The 19,686-nt window shown below is 58.2% G+C and carries 12 protein-coding genes; 11 read left to right on the top strand and 1 reads right to left on the bottom strand.

Annotation, left to right across the window (positions count from 1 at the left end):
• The first annotated feature begins 49 nt into the window (after nucleotides 1–49).
• The 10 genes from hrpB to fhuB all read left to right on the top strand — a co-directional run bounded on the left by hrpB (nucleotide 50) and on the right by fhuB (nucleotide 16,652).
• A complete protein-coding gene (gene hrpB, locus BMF08_RS09490) occupies nucleotides 50–2,485 on the top strand; it encodes an ATP-dependent helicase HrpB (RefSeq protein ID WP_072570829.1) in 2,436 nt (811 codons plus the stop codon).
• Between the two features lie 137 nt (nucleotides 2,486–2,622).
• The gene (mrcB, locus tag BMF08_RS09495) at nucleotides 2,623–5,157 is read left to right on the top strand and encodes a bifunctional glycosyl transferase/transpeptidase (protein ID WP_072570682.1); all 2,535 of its coding nucleotides are present in this window, start codon (nucleotides 2,623–2,625) and stop codon (nucleotides 5,155–5,157) included.
• A gap of 534 nt (nucleotides 5,158–5,691) precedes the next feature.
• Nucleotides 5,692–6,240, top strand: coding sequence for a fimbrial protein (locus tag BMF08_RS09500; RefSeq protein ID WP_072570683.1), 549 nt, complete (start codon nucleotides 5,692–5,694; stop codon nucleotides 6,238–6,240).
• Between the two features lie 55 nt (nucleotides 6,241–6,295).
• On the top strand, nucleotides 6,296–7,009 hold the full coding sequence (locus BMF08_RS09505) for a fimbrial biogenesis chaperone (RefSeq protein WP_199775953.1): 714 nt from the start codon (nucleotides 6,296–6,298) through the stop codon (nucleotides 7,007–7,009).
• Between the two features lie 31 nt (nucleotides 7,010–7,040).
• Nucleotides 7,041–9,524 carry a fimbria/pilus outer membrane usher protein gene (locus BMF08_RS09510; protein WP_072570833.1) on the top strand — a complete coding sequence of 828 codons (2,484 nt, stop codon included), beginning with the start codon at nucleotides 7,041–7,043 and terminating at the stop codon, nucleotides 9,522–9,524.
• 13 nt (nucleotides 9,525–9,537) lie between these two features.
• The gene (locus BMF08_RS09515; protein WP_099458814.1) at nucleotides 9,538–10,551 is read left to right on the top strand and encodes a fimbrial protein; all 1,014 of its coding nucleotides are present in this window, start codon (nucleotides 9,538–9,540) and stop codon (nucleotides 10,549–10,551) included.
• A gap of 200 nt (nucleotides 10,552–10,751) precedes the next feature.
• Complete coding sequence (gene fhuA, locus BMF08_RS09525; RefSeq protein WP_072570685.1) at nucleotides 10,752–12,938, top strand: ferrichrome porin FhuA; 2,187 nt, start codon at nucleotides 10,752–10,754, stop codon at nucleotides 12,936–12,938.
• 47 nt (nucleotides 12,939–12,985) lie between these two features.
• Nucleotides 12,986–13,783 (top strand): Fe3+-hydroxamate ABC transporter ATP-binding protein FhuC, encoded by a 798-nt coding sequence (gene fhuC, locus BMF08_RS09530; RefSeq protein WP_072570686.1) that lies wholly within the window; start codon nucleotides 12,986–12,988, stop codon nucleotides 13,781–13,783.
• A complete protein-coding gene (fhuD, locus tag BMF08_RS09535; RefSeq protein ID WP_072570687.1) occupies nucleotides 13,783–14,673 on the top strand; it encodes a Fe(3+)-hydroxamate ABC transporter substrate-binding protein FhuD in 891 nt (296 codons plus the stop codon). Before fhuC ends, fhuD begins: the two co-directional genes overlap by 1 nt.
• Complete coding sequence (gene fhuB, locus BMF08_RS09540) at nucleotides 14,670–16,652, top strand: Fe(3+)-hydroxamate ABC transporter permease FhuB (protein WP_072570689.1); 1,983 nt, start codon at nucleotides 14,670–14,672, stop codon at nucleotides 16,650–16,652. Before fhuD ends, fhuB begins: the two co-directional genes overlap by 4 nt.
• Nucleotides 16,653–16,778: 126 nt before the next feature.
• On the opposite strand, the gene hemL is transcribed toward fhuB, so the two are convergent.
• Nucleotides 16,779–18,059, bottom strand: coding sequence for a glutamate-1-semialdehyde 2,1-aminomutase (gene hemL, locus BMF08_RS09545; protein ID WP_072570690.1), 1,281 nt, complete (start codon nucleotides 18,057–18,059; stop codon nucleotides 16,779–16,781).
• A 178-nt stretch (nucleotides 18,060–18,237) separates the two neighbouring features.
• Here hemL and clcA point away from each other — a divergent pair, with 178 nt between their 5' ends.
• Nucleotides 18,238–19,659, top strand: coding sequence for a H(+)/Cl(-) exchange transporter ClcA (gene clcA, locus BMF08_RS09550; protein WP_072570692.1), 1,422 nt, complete (start codon nucleotides 18,238–18,240; stop codon nucleotides 19,657–19,659).
• The last annotated feature ends 27 nt before the right edge of the window (nucleotides 19,660–19,686 follow it).

Below are 19,686 nucleotides of genomic sequence, written 5' to 3' on the forward strand. Positions count from 1 at the left end.
TGCTACAATGCACGCCGATGAAATGAAAGTTAACCCACTGGAGCCCTGCGTGTCCTCTTTGCCGGTTGCCGCCGTACTGCCTGAATTGCTTGCCGCGCTGAAAAGCGCCTCCTGCGTGCTGCTTAATGCGCCCACCGGGGCCGGGAAATCCACCTGGCTGCCGTTGCAAATTCTGCAACAGGGCGAGATTGCAGGCCGCATTTTACTCCTTGAGCCGCGCCGACTGGCGGCGCGTAACGTCGCGCAGCGGCTGGCGGAAAGCCTGAATGAAAAGCCCGGCGACACCGTCGGCTACCGAATGCGTGCCGAAACCTGCGTCGGGCCGCAGACCCGCCTCGAAGTGGTCACTGAAGGGATCCTCACGCGCATGATCCAGCAGGATCCGGAACTGACCGGCGTGGGGCTGGTGATCCTCGATGAATTCCACGAACGCAGCGTACAGGCAGATCTGGCGCTGGCGCTGCTGCTGGATGTGCAACAAGGGCTGCGGGACGATCTCAAATTATTGATTATGTCGGCGACGCTGGATAACGAACGGCTGCGCGGGCTACTGCCCGATGCGCCGGTGATTGCGTCCGAAGGCCGCGCGTTTCCCGTGGAACGGCGCTACCAGCCGCTGCCCGCGCATCAGCGTACCGATGAAGCTATCGCCATTGCCACCGCCGAACTGCTGCGGGCGGAGCGCGGCTCGCTGCTGCTGTTTCTGCCGGGCGTCGGCGAGATCCAGCGCGTGCAGGAACACCTCGCCTCGCGCGTGGGTGCGGATGTCCAGCTCTGTCCGTTATACGGCGCGCTGCCGCTGGCCGAACAGCGTAAAGCCATTCTTCCCGCACCGGAGGGGCTGCGCAAAGTGGTGCTGGCGACCAACATTGCGGAAACCAGTCTGACCATCGAAGGCATTCGCTTAGTGGTGGACAGCGCCCAGGAGCGGGTGGCGCGTTTCGATCCCCGTACCGGGCTGACGCGGCTGGTGACCCAGCGTATCAGCCAGGCGTCGATGACCCAGCGCGCAGGCCGCGCCGGGCGACTGGAGGCGGGGATCTGCGTGCATCTGCTGGCAAAAGATCAGGCGGAACGCGCCGCCGGGCAGAGCGAGGCGGAGATCCTGCAAAGCGATCTCTCCGGTCTGCTGCTGGAGTTGCTGCAATGGGGATGCCCGGATCCGGCGCAGCTGTGTTTTCTGGATGCGCCGCCCGCCGCGAATCTGGCCGCAGCAAGAACATTACTGACGCAGCTCCAGGCGCTGGCGGACGATCGCCTGACCCCGCGCGGGCAGAAAATCGCGCAGCTCGGCACCGATCCGCGTCACGGGGCGATGCTTATCGCCGCGAACACGCCGGATAAGATCGCCACCGCCGCGAAACTGGTCGCCATTCTTGAAGAGCCGCCGCGTGGCGGGAATAGCGATTTAAGCGTCGCCTTCTCACGCAGTCAGCCGCACTGGCAGCGCCGCAGCCAGCAGTTGATTAAACGCCTCAACGCGCGGGCAGGCGCGGAGGACAGCGATCTGCTCCCCGGTCTGCTGGCCTGTGGTTTTGCTGACCGTATCGCCCGCCGTCGCGGGCAGGAAGGACGCTACCAGTTGGCGAATGGCATGGGCGTGATGCTCGACAGCGACGATGCGCTGGGGCGTCATGAGTGGCTGATCGCGCCCTTGCTGTTGCAGGGCAGCCATACGCCGGACGCGCGCATTTTGCAGGCGCTGGCGCTGGACATTAATGCGCTGGTCACCGCGCACCCGGAATTATTACGCCAGTCTGATACGGTGGAATGGGATGACGTGCAGGGCACGCTGAAAGCCTTTCGCCGCAGTCAGATTGGACAGCTAACATTAAACGTCAGGCCGCTGGCGAAACCGTCGGAAGAAGAGCTGCATCTGGCGATGCTCAACGGCATCCGCGAGAAGGGCTTGCAGGTGCTGAACTGGACGCCGGAAGCGCAGCAACTGCGATTGCGTCTGCACTGCGCTGCAAAATGGCTGCCGGAAACGGCATGGCCCGCCGTGGATGATGACTCGCTTTTGGCAACGCTTGAGCTATGGTTACTTCCCGGCATGCAGGGCGTTCACTCCCTGCGCGCCCTGAAAGCGCTGGATGTGTGCCGGGCGCTGGAAAATTTGCTGAGCTGGCCGATGCGTCAACGGCTGGATAGTGCGCTGCCGTCGCATTACACTGTGCCGACGGAAAGCCGGATAGCCATTCGTTATCACGAGGATAACGACCCGGTGCTGGCGGTGCGGATGCAGGAGATGTTTGGCGAGGCGACCACGCCCGCCATTGCCGACGGGCGCGTGCCGCTGGTGCTGGAGCTGCTGTCTCCCGCCCGCCGTCCCTTACAGATCACGCGCGATCTCAGCGCGTTCTGGCAGGGCGCGTACCGTGAAGTGCAGAAAGAGATGAAAGGGCGCTATCCCAAACATGTCTGGCCGGATGACCCGGCAACGGCAGCGCCCACCCGGCGTACTAAAAAGTATTCACAGGCATAATCACATCCTGTAGGCCGGATAAGCGTCAGCGCCATCCGGCACGAGTGCAATGAACTTTGAGAGATTTCTTCTTCCGCCATTTTGCGGAAGCAATGAGGATCGGGCCTTGCGCCTGAAAAATGTAGCGGAGAGTAAACATGGCGGGGAATGACCGCGAACCTATTGGACGCAAAGGCCGACCTGCGCGTCCGGTAAAAGAAAAAGTAAGCCGTCGTCGACTCAGAGATGAAGACGCGGATGATTATGATGATGAGGACGACGAACCGATGCCGCGCCGGACTAAAGGTAAAGGCAAAGGCAAAAAACCTCGCGGCAAACGCGGCTGGTTCTGGCTGCTGGTAAAAATCGGCATTGTTATTCTTGTACTGCTGGCGATATACGGCCTGTATCTCGACCAGAAGATCCGCAGCCGCATTGACGGCAAAGTCTGGCAATTGCCTGCCGCCGTGTATGGCCGCATGGTTAACCTTGAGCCGGACATGGCGGTCAGCAAAAACGAGATGGTGAAGCTGCTGGAAGCCACGCAGTACCGCAAGGTGACGGCGATGACCCGCCCCGGCGAGTTTACCGTGCAGGCTAACAGCATCGAGATGATCCGCCGTCCGTTCGATTTCCCGGACAGCAAAGAGGGGCAGGTGCGCGCGCGTCTGACCTTCAGCGGCGACCGTCTGGAAACCATTGAGAACATGGAGAACAACCGCCAGTTCGGTTTCTTCCGTCTCGATCCGCGGCTGATCACCATGCTCTCCTCGCCGAACGGCGAGCAGCGCCTGTTTGTGCCGCGCAGTGGTTTCCCGGATCTGCTGGTGGATACCCTGCTGGCGACCGAAGACCGCCATTTCTATGAGCATGACGGTATCAGCTTCTACTCCATCGGGCGTGCGGTGCTGGCGAACCTGACGGCAGGGCGCACGGTGCAGGGGGCGAGTACGCTTACCCAGCAGCTGGTGAAAAACCTGTTCCTCTCCAGCGAACGCTCGTATGGCCGTAAAGCGAACGAAGCTTATATGGCGCTGATCATGGATGCGCGCTACAGCAAAGACCGTATCCTTGAGCTCTATATGAACGAGGTGTACCTCGGTCAGAGCGGCGACAACGAGATCCGCGGCTTCCCGCTGGCGAGCCTGTACTACTTCGGGCGTCCGGTGGAAGAGCTGAGCCTTGACCAGCAGGCGCTGCTGGTGGGCATGGTAAAAGGCGCGTCCATTTATAACCCGTGGCGTAACCCGAAACTGGCGCTGGAGCGTCGTAACCTGGTCCTGCGTCTGCTGCAACAGCAGCAGGTTATCGATCAGGAGCTTTACGACATGCTGAGCGCCCGTCCGCTGGGCGTGCAGCCGCGCGGCGGCGTTATTTCCCCGCAGCCTGCCTTTATGCAGATGGTGCGTCAGGAGTTGCAGGCGAAGCTGGGCGATAAAGTGAAAGATCTCTCCGGCGTGAAGATCTTCACCACCTTTGACTCGGTGGCGCAGGACGCCGCCGAGAAAGCGGCGGTGGAAGGTATTCCGGCGCTGATCAAGCAGCGTAAGCTGAGCGATCTGGAAACCGCGATGGTGGTGGTCGACCGCTTCAGCGGCGAAGTGCGCGCCATGGTCGGCGGAGCGACGCCGCAGTTCGCCGGTTATAACCGTGCGATGCAGGCACGTCGTTCCATTGGCTCGCTGGCGAAACCGGCGACCTATCTGACCGCGCTGAGCCAGCCGAATCAGTACCGTCTGAATACGGTGATCGCCGATGCGCCTATCTCCCTGCGCCAGCCAAATGGCCAGGTGTGGTCGCCGCAGAACGATGACAAACGCTTCAGCGGCCAGGTGCTGCTGGTGGATGCGCTGACCCGTTCAATGAACGTGCCGACGGTAAACCTCGGGATGGCGCTTGGCCTGCCGGCGGTCACCGATACCTGGCTGAAACTGGGCGCGCCGAAAGATCAGCTGCATGCGGTGCCATCCATGCTGTTAGGGGCGCTGAACCTGACGCCGGTGGAAGTGGCGCAGGCGTTCCAGACTATCGCCAGCGGCGGTAACCGCGCGACGCTCTCTTCGCTGCGTTCGGTGATTGCGGAAGACGGTACGGTGCTCTACCAGAGCTTCCCGCAGGCGGAGCGCGCAGTGCCTGCTCAGGCGGCCTATATGACGCTGTGGACCATGCAGCAGGTGATCCAGCGCGGCACCGGGCGTCAGCTTGGCGCGAAATATCCGGGTCTGCATCTGGCGGGTAAAACCGGCACCACCAACAATAACGTCGACACCTGGTTTGCCGGGATCGACGGGCGTGAAGTGACCATCACCTGGGTAGGCCGCGACAATAACCAGCCGACCAAACTCTACGGGGCGAGCGGGGCGATGGCCATCTATCAGCGCTATCTGGCGAACCAGTCGCCGTTCCCGCTGGAGCTGACCGCGCCGGAAGACATCGTCGATATGGGCATTGATGACGCAGGCAACTTCATGTGCGCTGGCGGAAGTTCCCGTACTATCCCGGTGTGGACCACCAACCCGGACAGCCTGTGCCAGCAGAGCCAGGCGTTGCAGCAGTCGAATAATCCGTTCGATCAGTCTGCGCCGCAGCAGCCGCAACAGCAGCCTCAGCAACAGCAACAACAACCGCCGCAGCAGGAAGAAAAAAGCGACGGCGTAGCGGGCTGGATCAAGGATATGTTCGGCGGTAACTAAGCGTTACCCGCCTGTATCACCGCCTCAGAGTCGATTAACGTCGCTCTGGGGCGTTTTTTTTAAGATTGTTCCCTGCTTATTCCTCCCGGTCATGCTTTCCATTTCCTAATGTATGCCACTTCCTTATGACGTCACAATCCCGGTGATTAAACGGGAGTTATATTCATTCAACCATAGCTTTCATGTATTAACTCTCTGATCCCGGGTGTAGTGGGACATTACTATTTTTCTGGTGAATATATGGAATAAAATTTAATAATTAATTAAATCTTGTATAAGACTAATCAAAAGCATTTTTAATATGAGTCTTCCTTGTCAGGGTCTTAAATATTTGCTGGCTTCAGGAAATTCCTGGTGGTTGCGTTAACTTTCAGGTGAAGGTAATATTAGTAAATAAGATCGAATGAACGTGAGGTGTATATGGATATCTTTTCACTTCATAAGCTCATTCTTATGGTTGGTTAAAATATTAACTCCCCGGTTTATCATTTTTGTGATGTAAATTTTTTTATAGACATATGTAAGGAACACGTTATGTATAAAAAATATTTTCTGCCACTGCTTGCTGGCGCGCTGTTTACTACCTCCGTTTCGCCAGTTCAGGCGACCGATACCGGTACTATTAGCTTTAACGGGAAAATCGTCGCCGACAGTTGCAACGTTAACGTGAACGGCGCAGTCACTAACGGCATTGTGACGTTCAGGAACCTGACGCAAACTTCATTTGGCGAGGATAAAAAAGTGGGTGATAGCCAGCCTTTTAAGATTACCGTACGCAACTGCGATACCAGCATCTCTTTTATTAACATCAAGTTCTCCGGCGATCGCATCGCAGGTTATGACGATGAAGTTCTGGGAACCACCGGTGTTGCCAATAATGTAGGGATCCGCATGTACCCGGAATACAGCAGTAACACCTTTATTAAATTTGACGGGACAGAACCACCCTCTGCCGCAAAACAAAATGTGCAGGGGATGGACGTCGTATTTAACTACACCGCTGAAGTTATTCAGGTTGGTGCGGATTTACCGACTGCGGGTGATTATTCCGCGCAAGCTACATACACCCTGGTTTATCGTTAATTTATCAAGATAAACTGGCCCAGGGCGGGCCAGTATTTTCAATGGAATGAAGGAAATGCGAATTTATAATGCCATACTCGGGATCTTCTTTCTGCTGGGCGCTACCCTGGCGCAGGCGGGCGTCGTCATTGGCGGAACGCGAATTATTTATCCCTCAGACCAGGCTGAAGTCCAGGTCACGTTAAAAAATAAAGATGATGCTAAGCGTTATCTGGTGCATAGCTGGGTCAGCAATATTGATGACAGCAAAGCGCCCTTTGTCATCACGCCGCCCATTTACAAGCTCGATGAAAATCGTCAAACGCTGCTGCATGTCGTCTATACCGGCGATAAAACACATTTACCCCAGGATCGCGAATCCTTGTTTATGGCAAATATCAAATCGGTGTCTTCTGTGCCTGAAGAACTGCGCGATAAAAATACTCTGCAATTTGCGATCAAGACGAAAATCAAACTGTTTTATCGCCCATCGGCATTAAGCGATGCCGCCGCGAAAACGGCATGGCAGTCGTTACAGTTCAGCCGCCGCAATAATCAGTTGACGATCAAAAACCCCACGCCGTTTTACGTTACCCTGGGCCAGCTTAAGGTGGCGCAGAAAGAGGTAAAACCGCTCGGCAAGCAGGATACCCCTTCCGCGCTATCCATGATGATCGCCCCTTATGGCGAGCAGGTTTTTGCCCTGCCGACGGCGGCGCAGGGGTCAGTGATGTGGACCGCGATCAACGATTTTGGCGCCGAGACCGAACCGCGTCAGCAAGCGTTATAACCTGGCTGTGAATTTATCGTGGGTGGCGTTTATGTCTTCCTGGCGTAATGGCCGGATTTTTGGGCTGAGCGCGCTGGCACTGGCAATATCAACGGTGACCAGCGCCGTGTATGCTGAAGACTATTTCAACCTCGGCGCACTGGAAACAGAGACACCCCTGGAAAATACCGGGGCTATTGAAGCCTGGCTGCGTAATAACGGCTTGACGCCTGGCCAGTATCTGACGTCTATCGTCTGGAATGAGGATCGCCTTGATAAAAGAAACCTCAATTACCTCCTGTCGAAAGACAATAAACAACTCATTCCGCAATTTACCAAAGCCGAACTGGCTGAACTGGGCGTAAAGGTCGATACCGTTCCGGCATTACATGAGCTTGCGGATAATGCGACGGTAGGCGACATCAGTGAGTACATTCCTGGGGCACGTTATGATTTCAGTCCGGACACCCAGGTGTTGCAACTGCATATCCCCCAGATGTATCGCAATACGCGGATCTCAGGCGAAACTAATCCGGCAAACTGGGATGACGGTATGCCCGCAATCTGGTCCAGTTATTATGTTTCTGGCGCGCGTCAGCAATCTGAATCCACCAGCAGCGTGGCAAACTGGGCAAGCCTGAACTCCGGTCTGAACATGGGGCCCTGGCGCGTACGTAATACCAGTAGCTGGGCGAGTGACACTGGCTGGCAGTCCATCAGCAGCACCCTTGAGCGCGATATTAAACGCTTACGCGGCCAGTTTCGCGCCGGACAGACCTCGACTAACGGCGAGCTGTTCGACAGCGTGCAGATGACAGGCGTAACCCTGGAAACGGACACCGCTATGTTGCCAGGCGGATTACAGGGATTTGCCCCGGTAGTTCGGGGTATCGCTAACAGCGACGCGAAGGTGACCGTTAAGCAAAATGGTTACATCATTTATCAGACCAACGTCTCGGCAGGGCCTTTTGAGCTGCGCGATCTCACGCAGGTGACGGCAGGCGCCGATCTCGAAGTGACGGTTGAGGAAGCCGATGGTACACAGCGAAGCTTTATCCAGGCCAGTTCGTCCGTTCCCATCATGCAGCGTGAAGGCGCGCTGAAATACAGCCTTTCAGCGGGTAAATACCGCGATGTTAATCATGGCGCAGAGCCGGGCTTTGGTCAGGCGACGGTGATTTATGGTCTGCCATTCGGCACAACGGTTTACGGCGGCGTACTTGGCGCCTCTATGTATCGCGCCGGTTTGGTTGGTGTGGGAGCCGATTTGCGCCGTCTGGGCTCCCTGTCGCTGGATCTGACGCAGGCACACACTTCTTTTACAGATGAACGTGGCGATAAGAAGGGGCAGTCATGGCGTGCGCAGTACGCGAAAGACTTTCCGGCAACCGATACTACGCTGACGCTGGCCAGCTACCGCTATTCCACGTCTGGCTTCTACACTTTTCAGGAAGCCCTGGATCAGCGCAATGGCGGCTATGACAGCAGCGATATGTACAGCTATCGCAACGTCTACAACAGACGCAGCCGCTTGCAACTCAATCTTTCCCAGTCACTACGGGGATGGGGTTCCGTCTATGCTAACACCTGGCAGCAAAACTACTGGGGAATGGCGGGGCGCGAGCGCAGCGTCAGCTTTGGCTACAGCAGCAGCTGGCACGGGGCGAACTGGTCAGTGAATTACAGCCTGACCAAAACGCCCACGACCCGTGACGACCGGCAACTCGCTCTGTCACTGAATATTCCGCTGTCACGCTTTTTGCCGGAAGCCTGGGCCACTTACAGTCTAAACAGGGCGAAAAATGGCCCCGCGTCGCACCAGGTGGGTCTTAACGGCTCGTTGCTGGAAGACAATAACTTGACCTATAACCTCCAGCAGACCTACACCAGCGACCAGGCTGGCAATGGCGCTTATCTCTCCTCCCGCTATCGCGCCTCTATGGGCGATTTCAGCACCAACTACAGCTACCAGAAAAACAGTAAACAGTGGGGATATAGCGCACAGGGTTCAGTGGTGGCGCATTCCCATGGCGTAACCCTGGGGCGTACGGTGCAGGACGCTTTTGCCGTGGTGCATATTACCGATGGCGATCATGTGAAAGTGCAGAGTTCACAGGGCATTTATACCGACGCCTGGGGCAACGCCATCGTTCCCACGCTGACCCCTTACCGGCGCAATACCATTACGGTGAACACGCAGGGGCGGGATGATATTGATATTCAGGATGCCGCGGTCGAAGCCATTCCGACAAAAGGGGCCGTTCTGGCAGCCGATTTTTCCGCCCGCTCGGGTAAACGCGCGCTGTTAACCCTGACGCACCGTGAGGGCGTAGTGCCATTCGGCGCGGTGTTCAGTATCGAAGGCATGACGGCGATTGTGGGTGATGGCGGTGAGGTCTACGTGACGGGATTAAAGGGTACGCAAGCGTTCACCGTGCAATGGGGCGATACGCCGGAGACGCGCTGCGCAGGCAGGATCACCGTGCCGAAAAAAATGGATGCCAGGTTTCTGATGAGAACCGTCAGCTGCGAATAAACAGGACGTTGAGATGAAAAATAAAATGTTGTTAATGGCAGGGCGCTGCGGTCTTGGGTTGCTGCTGATCGGTTCGGCGTTATTGAGTACGGCCGCGCGGGCGTCGTGCACCATTCTTGACAGAAAACCTGCTGCAAGGATTGGATTCGCGCCGCCGACATTAATCGTCAACAGCGATGCTGAACCTGGTACGATCATTTATAGCGAGCGTCAGTCCAGCTATACGATCAGAGTTGAATGTACTGCCGTTGCGGACATCTGGCAGGGTTATACCAATGTCAACGCAACTGACGAGCGGGCGGACAATCCCCTGCAGGGCGTCTATCAAACCAATGTGCCGGGTATCGGCTTTCGCGCCGCCTGGACAAACGCGACTACGCCAACATTCGAAGCCGACGATATCGTCAGGCCCTGGCACAGAGATATGTCGCCTGTTATCAAAGAGAATGGCTATTACACCTTAACGCTCAACGGCGCGGCGCAGTTTGTCGTGACCGGGCCGGTGAGTTCGGGGATGGTGTACATCGGTAAATTTAATGCCGAATGGAAGTACGATAACACCGTCGTCGGCTACCTGAGCTACAGCTCCAGCCTCGTTGAAGTGCAGCACACGACCTGTAATCTGGTGGAAAAAAACATCACCGTGCCTTTAGAGGAGATTAATGCGAGTGAGTTTACAAATAATGTCTCAAGGGTGGTATCCGATGACAGGTTTAAGCTCCAGATTGATAACTGCGACGCCGGAAGAAAAATCGATTACCGCTTCACTACCGCAGGTTCGACTGGCGTGACAAACGGCAATATCCTGAATATTGCGGCAGAAGAAGGGGCCGCTCAGGGTGTGGGTATCCAGATCCTGAACAGTAATAATGCGGTGTTGCAGTTTGACCAGGAGTATACGGCGGTGTCACAAACCAGCGCCGGGCAGTCGGTCACTATCCCGCTAAAAGCGCGCTATATCAAAACCGGCACCGTCAAAGGCGGGCATGTCAACGCGGCGGCGACTTTTGAGGTTTACTATCGCTGAAATGTGAACTTTGCATGGGTTATTAAACATTCGGGCACATCTTTTTTACCCTTTCTGATCATCTGATTATTTCTTAAACCCTCAATTCTTGTAGGGCCGCATATCCCTTGCTTTCAAGCCGGATGCTCGCATAATATGCTGCGGTCATAATAATAATTATCGTTTACGTTATCATTCATCCCATTCCAGAGAGACACACAATGGCGCGTCCTGAAACGGCTCTGCCGGTCAATTCTTCACTGCGTAAAATCGCAGTCGTGGTCGCTACCGCAATCAGCGGCATGTCTTTTTATGCCCATGCAGCTGAAGACACTATTACTGTCACCACCTCCGCCGCCCCGCAGGAAAGCGCGTGGGGCCCGGCGGCGACAATTGCTGCCAAACACACGGCAACAGCAACCAAAACCGATACGCCGATTGAAAAGACGCCGCAGTCGATTTCGGTGGTAACGCGTGAAGAGATGGATCTTAAACAACCCGGCACGGTAAAAGACGCGCTGAGCTATACGCCGGGCGTATTCGCCACGCGCGGCAGCTCCACCACTTTTGATGTGGTGTCTATCCGTGGTTTCACCACTTCCACGACGGTGAACACCAACCAGTATCTCGACGGCATGAAGCTGCAGGGTGATAACTACTCTGAAGCGTCCATCGATCCCTATTTCCTTGAGCGTGTGGAATTGCTGCGCGGCCCGGTTTCTGTGCTGTACGGCAAAAGCCATCCGGGCGGCGTGGTCAGTATGGTGACTAAACGCCCGACGACGGAACCGCTGAAAGAAGTGCAGTTCAAAATGGGCACCCACAACCTGTGGCAGACGGGATTTGATTTCAGCGATGCCATTGATGATAACGGCGAATTCTCTTACCGCTTAACCGGTCTGGGCCGTAGCCAGAACGCGCAGCAGGAGAATATTAAATCCACACGTTATGCCGTTGCGCCTGCCTTCAGCTGGCGTCCGGATGACAAAACCGACTTCACCTTGCTGAGCAATTTCCAGAGCGATCCGGATGCAGGCTACTATGGCTGGTTGCCGCGTGAAGGGACGGTGGTGCCGTATTACGATGCCGCCGGTAACGCGCACAAGCTGCCGACCGACTTCAACGAAGGTGAGAAAGATAACCGCCTGTCCCGTCGTCAGCAGCTGATTGGCTACAGTTTTGCCCATGGCTTTGACGATACCTTCACGGTGCGTCAGAACCTGCGTTACACCCGTGTCCATACGCTTTATACCTCGACATACGGCAACGGCTATCAGGCACCGGCGCAAATCAATCGCGCCTTTGTGCGCTCCGATGAAGATCTGAACTCCTTCACCGTGGATACGCAGCTGCAGTCTGATTTCGCCACCGGCGCGGTTGATCATACTCTGCTGACCGGTGTCGATTACCTGCGGATGCGTAACGATATTGATGCGGATTATGGCACCGCCAATCCGATCAGCATGACCAACCCGCAGTACGGCAATGCGAACGTCAATATCAACTTCCCGTATGCGGTGATCAACCGTCAGGAACAGACGGGCCTGTACGTGCAGGATCAGGCGGAATGGAACAAATGGATCCTGACCTTAGGCGGTCGCTACGACTTTGCGAAGACCTCCACCTTTACCCGCTCTTCCGGTACGCTGGCTGAAATCAACGATGAGCAGTTCACCTGGCGTGGTGGCCTGAACTATGTGTTTGATAACGGCATTGCGCCTTACATCAGCTACAGCGAATCCTTCGAGCCGATTTCCGGTTCGACCCAGGGCGGTAAACCATTCGATCCGTCCCGCGGCAAGCAGTATGAAGCGGGCGTGAAATACGTGCCTAAAGATCTGCCGGTGACGGTGACGGCGGCGGTTTATCAGCTGACCAAGGACAAAAACCTGACGGCGGATCCGGCAAATACCGCCTTCAGCGTGCAGGGCGGCGAGATCCGCTCGCGTGGTTTCGAGTTAGAAGCGAAAGCCGCAGCGACGCAAAATATCGATATCACGGCGTCCTACACCTTTACCGATGCGGAATACACCCACGACACCCTGTTTGAAGGCAAACGTCCGGCGGAAATCCCACGCAACATGGCTTCGCTGTGGGCAGACTACACCTTCCATGAAACGGCGCTCAGCGGCCTGACCGTTGGCGCAGGCGCGCGTTATGTTGGCAACACCACCAGTTTCTACGGCAGCGGTCCGAAGACAAACCAGACCTTTAACGTAGCGAGCTACACGGTGGCTGATGCGATGGTGAAATACGATCTGGCGCGCTTTGGCCTGCCGGGGTCGTCCATTGGCGTGAACGTCAACAACCTGTTTGACCGCGAATACGTCTCCAGCTGCTACCGCGATCACGCCTGTTACTGGGGCGCGGAACGCCAGATTGTCGGTACCGCAACCTTCCGCTTCTAATCTCCTTTTGGGCACGGCTTGCCGTGCCCTTTTTACAAGTTGGCGCTATGCAGGAAAACAACTCCCATCCCGATACCACGTTTCGTCTTACCGATGTCGCCTTCCGGGTGCCTGGCCGCACGCTGCTGCACCCGCTGTCGTTAACCTTCCCGGTGGGCAAAGTGACCGGTCTTATTGGTCATAACGGTTCCGGTAAATCCACCCTGCTGAAAATGCTTGGCCGCCACCAGCCGCCGTCGGACGGCGATATTTTGCTGGACGGACAACCGCTGGACAGCTGGAACAGCAAAGCCTTTGCCCGCAAAGTGGCCTATCTGCCGCAGCAGTTGCCGCAGGCGGAAGGCATGACGGTGCGCGAACTGGTGGCGATAGGGCGTTATCCCTGGCATGGCGCGCTGGGGCGTTTTGGTGTCGCCGACAGGGAAAAAGTCGACGAAGCCATTGCGCTGGTGGGATTAAAACCGCTGGCGCACCGTCTGGTGGACAGCCTCTCCGGCGGCGAGCGTCAGCGGGCGTGGATCGCCATGCTGGTAGCGCAGGACAGCCGCTGCCTGCTGCTCGACGAACCGACCTCGGCGCTCGACATCGCCCATCAGGTGGATGTGCTGGCGCTGGTACACCGCCTCAGCCAGCAGCGCGGCCTGACGGTGATCGCCGTGCTGCACGATATTAATATGGCGGCGCGTTACTGCGATTTTCTGGTGGCGCTGCGCGGCGGGGAGAAGATCGCCGAAGGCACGCCGGAATCGCTGATGCGCGCCGATACGCTGGAAAAAATCTACGGTATCCCGATGGGCATTCTGCCTCACCCGACAGGGGCTGCACCGGTGAGCTTTGTTCTCTGATGACTGACGTAAACCTCTTTAGCCGTCGCCGCCTGCTGACGGCGATGGCCCTGTCGCCGCTGCTGCTGAAAATGGGCAGCGCCCGCGCGGCGGCTGTCGATCCGCATCGCATCGTCGCCCTGGAATGGCTGCCGGTGGAACTGCTGCTGGCGCTCGGCATCACCCCCTATGGCGTTGCCGATGTGCCCAACTACAACCTATGGGTCAACGAACCGGCGCTGCCCGACTCGGTGATCGACATTGGCCTGCGCACCGAGCCGAATCTCGAACTGCTCACCCAGATGAAACCCTCGTATATGGTCTGGTCTGCCGGCTATGGCCCGTCGGCGGATGTGCTGGCGCGTATCGCCCCTGGCCGTGGATTCACCTTCAGCGACGGCAAAAAGCCGCTCACCATGGCGCGTCAGTCGCTCCAGGAAATGGCGCAGCTGATTGGCCGGGAGCCAGCCGCGCGGGCGCATCTCAATGAATTCGATGCTTTTATCGATTCGATGAAACCGCGCTTTGCGAAGCGTGGCGACAGGCCATTACTGATGGTCACGCTGCTGGATGCGCGCCATATGCTGGTGTTCTGCCCGAACTGCCTGTTCCAGGAGCCGCTTGACGCCTTTGGTATTCCTAATGCCTGGCAGGGGGAAACCACCTTCTGGGGCAGTACGGCGGTGGGTATCGACCGGCTGGGCGAATTTAAAGATGTGGATGTGCTCTGTTTCGATCACGGTAACGAGCGGGATATGCAGGCGCTGATGGCGACCCCGCTATGGCAGTCGATGCCTTTTGTGCGCGCCGGACGCTTTTATCGTGCGCCTGCGGTGTGGTTCTACGGCGCCACCCTGTCGGCAATGCACTTTGTCCGCGTGCTGGATAAGGTGATGGGAGGCCAGGCATGAGCCGTCGTATCGCGCCTTTCCCGGCGGCGCTGCTTGCCGTGCTGTTTATCGTCGGCCTTGGCCTGACGTGGAATAACCTCAACGTGGCGCTGCCCCGTGCGCAGTGGCAGCAGGGTGTCTGGCAACCGGATAGTAATTCCATTGAGCAGATGCTGTTCCATTACAGCCTGCTGCCGCGGCTGGCGATTTCATTGCTGGTGGGCGCAGGACTGGGACTGGTGGGCGTACTGTTCCAGCAGGTGCTGCGTAATCCGCTGGCGGAGCCGACGACGCTGGGCGTCGCTACCGGCGCGCAGTTGGGGATCACCATCACCACGCTGTGGGCGATGCCGGGGGTGATGACCTCGCAGTTTGCCGCGCTGGCCGGGGCCTGCATGGTGGGCGCGCTGGTATTTGGCGTCGCCTGGGGAAAACGCCTCTCGCCGGTGACGCTGATCCTCGCCGGGCTGGTGGTCAGTCTGTATTGCGGGGCGATCAATCAGCTGCTGGTGCTTTTTCACCACGACCAGCTGCAAAGCATGTTCCTGTGGAGCACCGGCACGCTGACGCAGACCGACTGGAGCGTCGTGCAACGCCTGTGGCCGCAGTTGCTTGGCGGCGCGCTGCTCACGCTGCTGCTGCTGCGTCCGCTGACGCTGATGGGGCTGGATGACGGCGTGGCGCGTAACCTGGGCCTGGCGCTGTCGCTGGCCAGACTTGGCGCGCTGATGCTGGCGATTGTGCTCAGCGCGCTGCTGGTGAACGCGGTGGGTATCATCGGTTTTATCGGCCTGTTCGCGCCGCTGCTGGCAAAAATGCTCGGCGCGCGGCGGCTGCTGTCGCGGCTGCTGCTAGCCCCGCTGATTGGCGCGCTGATCCTCTGGCTCTCTGATCAAATCGTGATCTGGCTGATGCGGGTGTGGATGGAAATCTCCACCGGATCGGTGACGGCGCTGGTGGGTGCGCCGCTGCTGCTGTGGCTGCTGCCGCGTCTTAAGAGTATGAACGCGCCCTCAATGGAAGGGGGCGATCGCGTGTTTACTGAGCGTCAGCATGTGCCCTGGTTTGCGCTGGCGGGCCTCATCGTGCTGCTGCTCGGTATGGCGGCAGCGCTGTCGCTGGGGCGGGATGCAGAAGGGTGGCACTGGGCGAGCGGTTCGCTGCTCAATGAACTGATGCAGTGGCGCGCGCCGCGAATTCTGGCGGCGCTGACGGCGGGCGTGATGCTGGCGGTGGCGGGCTGCATTATCCAGCGCCTGACGGGTAACCCGATGGCCAGCCCCGAAGTGCTGGGCATCAGCTCCGGCGCGGCCTTCGGCGTGGTGGTGATGCTGTTCTTTGTGCCGGGCAACGCCTTTGGCTGGCTGCTGCCGGCGGGCAGTCTGGGGGCGGCAGTGACGCTTATGATCATTATGCTGGCCGCCGGGCGCGGGGGATTCTCGCCGCACCGGATGCTGCTGGCGGGGATGGCGCTCAGTACCGCCTTTACCATGCTGCTGATGATGTTGCAGGCGAGCGGCGATCCGCGTATGGCGCAGATCCTGACGTGGATCTCCGGCTCGACCTACAGCGCCACCGCCACGCAGGTGATGTGGGCGATGGCAGCGACCGTTGTACTGCTGGCGATCGCACCGCTGTGCCGCCGCTGGCTGACCATTCTGCCGCTCGGCGGTGAAACAGCCCGCGCGGTTGGCGTGGCGCTCACGCCGTCGCGCGTCGGGCTGCTGTTGCTGGCGTCCTGTCTGACCGCCGCCGCGACCATGACCATCGGTCCGCTGAGTTTTGTCGGCCTGATGGCGCCGCATATTGCGCGCATGATGGGCTTCCGCCGTACAATGCCGCATATGGTGATGTCTGCCTTAACGGGGGGATTACTGCTGGTGTTTGCGGACTGGTGCGGCAGGATGATCATGTTCCCGTACCAGATCCCGGCGGGGCTGCTGTCGACCTTTATCGGTGCGCCGTACTTTATTTATTTGCTGAGGAAGCAGAGCCGGTGAGACGTGCCGGGTGGCGGCAGCGCCTTACCTGACGATGGTTTTGTCGGGTGGCGCTACGCTTACCCGACCTACGGTACTGCGATTCTGTAGGCCCGGCAAGCGAAGCGCCGCCGGGCACAACAACAACTAAAGCTGTGCAAACACCTTACGCGCCGCATCAATCGTCTTATTGATATCTTCTTCGCTGTGCGCCACCGACATAAAGCCCGCTTCGAACGCTGACGGCGCCAGGTAAACGCCTTCGTCCAGCATCAGATGGAAGAAACGCTTAAAGCGCTCCACGTCGCACTTCAGCACATCCTGATAGCAGGTCACTTCGGCGGCATCGGTGAAGAAGATCCCGAACATGCCGCCGACGTGATTCACCACCAGCGGTACGCCTGCTTCCTGCGCCGCGTCCAGCAGACCATTCGCCAGGCGGGTGGTCAGATCGGTCAGGGTTTCGTGGATACCAGGCTGGGCGACTTCCGTTAAACAGGCGTAGCCTGCCGCCATGGCAATCGGGTTGCCGGACAGCGTACCCGCCTGATACACCGGGCCGGTCGGGGCCAGCGCATCCATCACCTCACGACGCCCGCCAAAGGCGCCCACCGGCATGCCGCCGCCGATGATTTTGCCGAGGCAGGTCAGATCCGGCACCACATCGTAGTAAGCCTGCGCGCCCGCCAGCGCCACGCGGAACCCGGTCATCACTTCGTCGATGATCAGCAGCGCGCCAAACTCATCGCACAGCGCGCGCAGGCCCGGCAGGAAGTCCGGCTGCGGCGGAATGCAGTTCATGTTGCCCGCGACAGGCTCCACGATAATGCAGGCGATCTCCTGCGGGAACTCCTCGAACGCCTGACGCACAGACGCCAGATCGTTATAGGTGCAGGTCAGGGTATGCTTCGCAAAATCCGCCGGTACGCCCGGTGAATTCGGCTGGCCGAGGGTCAGCGCGCCGGAGCCGGCTTTTACCAGCAGGCAGTCAGCGTGACCGTGGTAGCAGCCTTCGAATTTGATGATTTTGTCACGACCGGTGAAGCCGCGCGCCAGGCGGATGGCGCTCATGGTGGCTTCGGTACCGGAGTTCACCATCCGCACCATGTCCATGGTCGGCACCAGTTCAGTTACCAGCGCCGCCATTTTTACTTCCATTTCGGTCGGTGCGCCAAAGCTCAGGCCGCGCTCCGCCGCTTCGATAACCGCGTTACGGATCGCCGGGTGGTTATGCCCCAGCACCATCGGTCCCCAGGAGCCGACATAATCCACATAGGCTTTGCCGTCGGCGTCGTACAGGTAAGCACCATCCGCACGCTCAATAAACAGCGGCGTACCGCCGACGCCGGTAAACGCGCGTACCGGCGAGTTCACGCCGCCGGGGATGAGTTTACGTGCGGCGCTATAGAGGTCTTGAGACTTACTCATAAGTGAGTTCCTGGTTCGTGGAAAAAGGGTTTATGGGCCATTCTAAAGTATTCGCCGGAGGTTATAAAAGTTTCCCCCGATTGAAAGGGCACTTTTGTGGGTATTTTTATTGCCACCATGGCGGTGCGCATGGGTAAAATAGGCCAACTCATTTGTGTGACGAATTAATTAAGCCAATATGAAAGCAGAAAATTCTTCCTTCCGCACACAGCAACTGGTGCGTTTGCGGCGCGGCGATCTGATCCGCCGTCTGTTGCAGCGCGACAAAACGCCGCTGGCGATACTGCTGATGGCGGCGCTGGTCGGCACCCTGGCGGGACTGGTGGGCGTGGCGTTCGAGAAAGCGGTGAACGGCGTGTCAAACCTGCGCATCGGCACGCTGGCGCAGGTGGCGGATCGCGCCTGGCTGGTATGGCCGCTGGCCTTTGTGCTGTCGGCACTGCTGGCGATGGTCGGCTATTTTCTGGTGCGACGCTTCGCGCCGGAGGCGGGCGGCTCGGGTATTCCGGAAATCGAGGGCGCGCTGGAGGAGCTTCGCCCGGTGCGCTGGTGGCGCGTATTACCGGTTAAATTCATCGGCGGTATGGGTACGCTGGGCGCGGGTATGGTGCTGGGGCGCGAAGGGCCGACGGTACAGCTTGGCGGCAACGTCGGGCGCATGGTGCTGGATATTTTCCGCATGCGCAGCGCCGAAGCCCGCCACACGCTGCTGGCTACCGGTGCGGCGGCGGGGCTGTCGGCAGCGTTTAACGCGCCGCTGGCAGGCATTTTGTTTATCCTCGAAGAGATGCGCCCGCAGTTTCGCTATAACCTGATTTCCATAAAAGCCGTGTTTACCGGCGTGATCATGTCGAGCATTGTGTTTCGCATTTTTAACGGCGAAGGGGCGGTGATCGAAGTGGGCAAGCTGGCGAATGCGCCGGTGAATACGCTGTGGCTGTATCTGGTGCTCGGCATGGTCTTCGGCTGCGTCGGGCCGCTGTTTAATACGCTGGTGCTGCGCACGCAGGATATGTTCGCCCGTCTGCACGGCGGCAATATTAAAAAATGGGTGTTGATCGGCGGGATTATCGGCGGGCTGTGCGGTGTGCTGGGGCTGATTGTTCCGGAAATTTCCGGGGGCGGCTTTATGCTGATCCCTATTGCCGCCGCCGGAAATTACGCGGTGGGCATGCTGCTGTTCATCTTTGTTGCCAGGGTGATCACCACCTTATTGTGCTTTTCATCCGGCGCGCCGGGCGGGATATTCGCGCCTATGCTGGCGCTGGGAACGCTGTTAGGCACGGCGTTTGGTATGGCCTGCGCCGGGCTGTTTCCGGCTTATCATCTGGAGGCGGGCACCTTCGCTATTGCCGGGATGGGCGCGCTGCTGGCGGCTTCCGTGCGTGCGCCGCTCACCGGCATCGTGCTGGTTCTGGAGATGACTGATAATTATCAGCTCATTTTGCCAATGATTATTACCTGTCTTGGCGCAACACTACTGGCACAATTTTTAGGCGGCAAACCGTTATACTCGACCATCCTTGCCCGTACGCTGGCGCGTCAGGAAGCTGACCTTGAGGCTAAGACCCACGCGCAGGCATTCAGGGAGAATACTTGAACGATTCACCAGGGTATTAGATAATAA

This window comes from Enterobacter sp. SA187, assembly GCF_001888805.2.
Lineage (GTDB): Bacteria > Pseudomonadota > Gammaproteobacteria > Enterobacterales > Enterobacteriaceae > Enterobacter_D.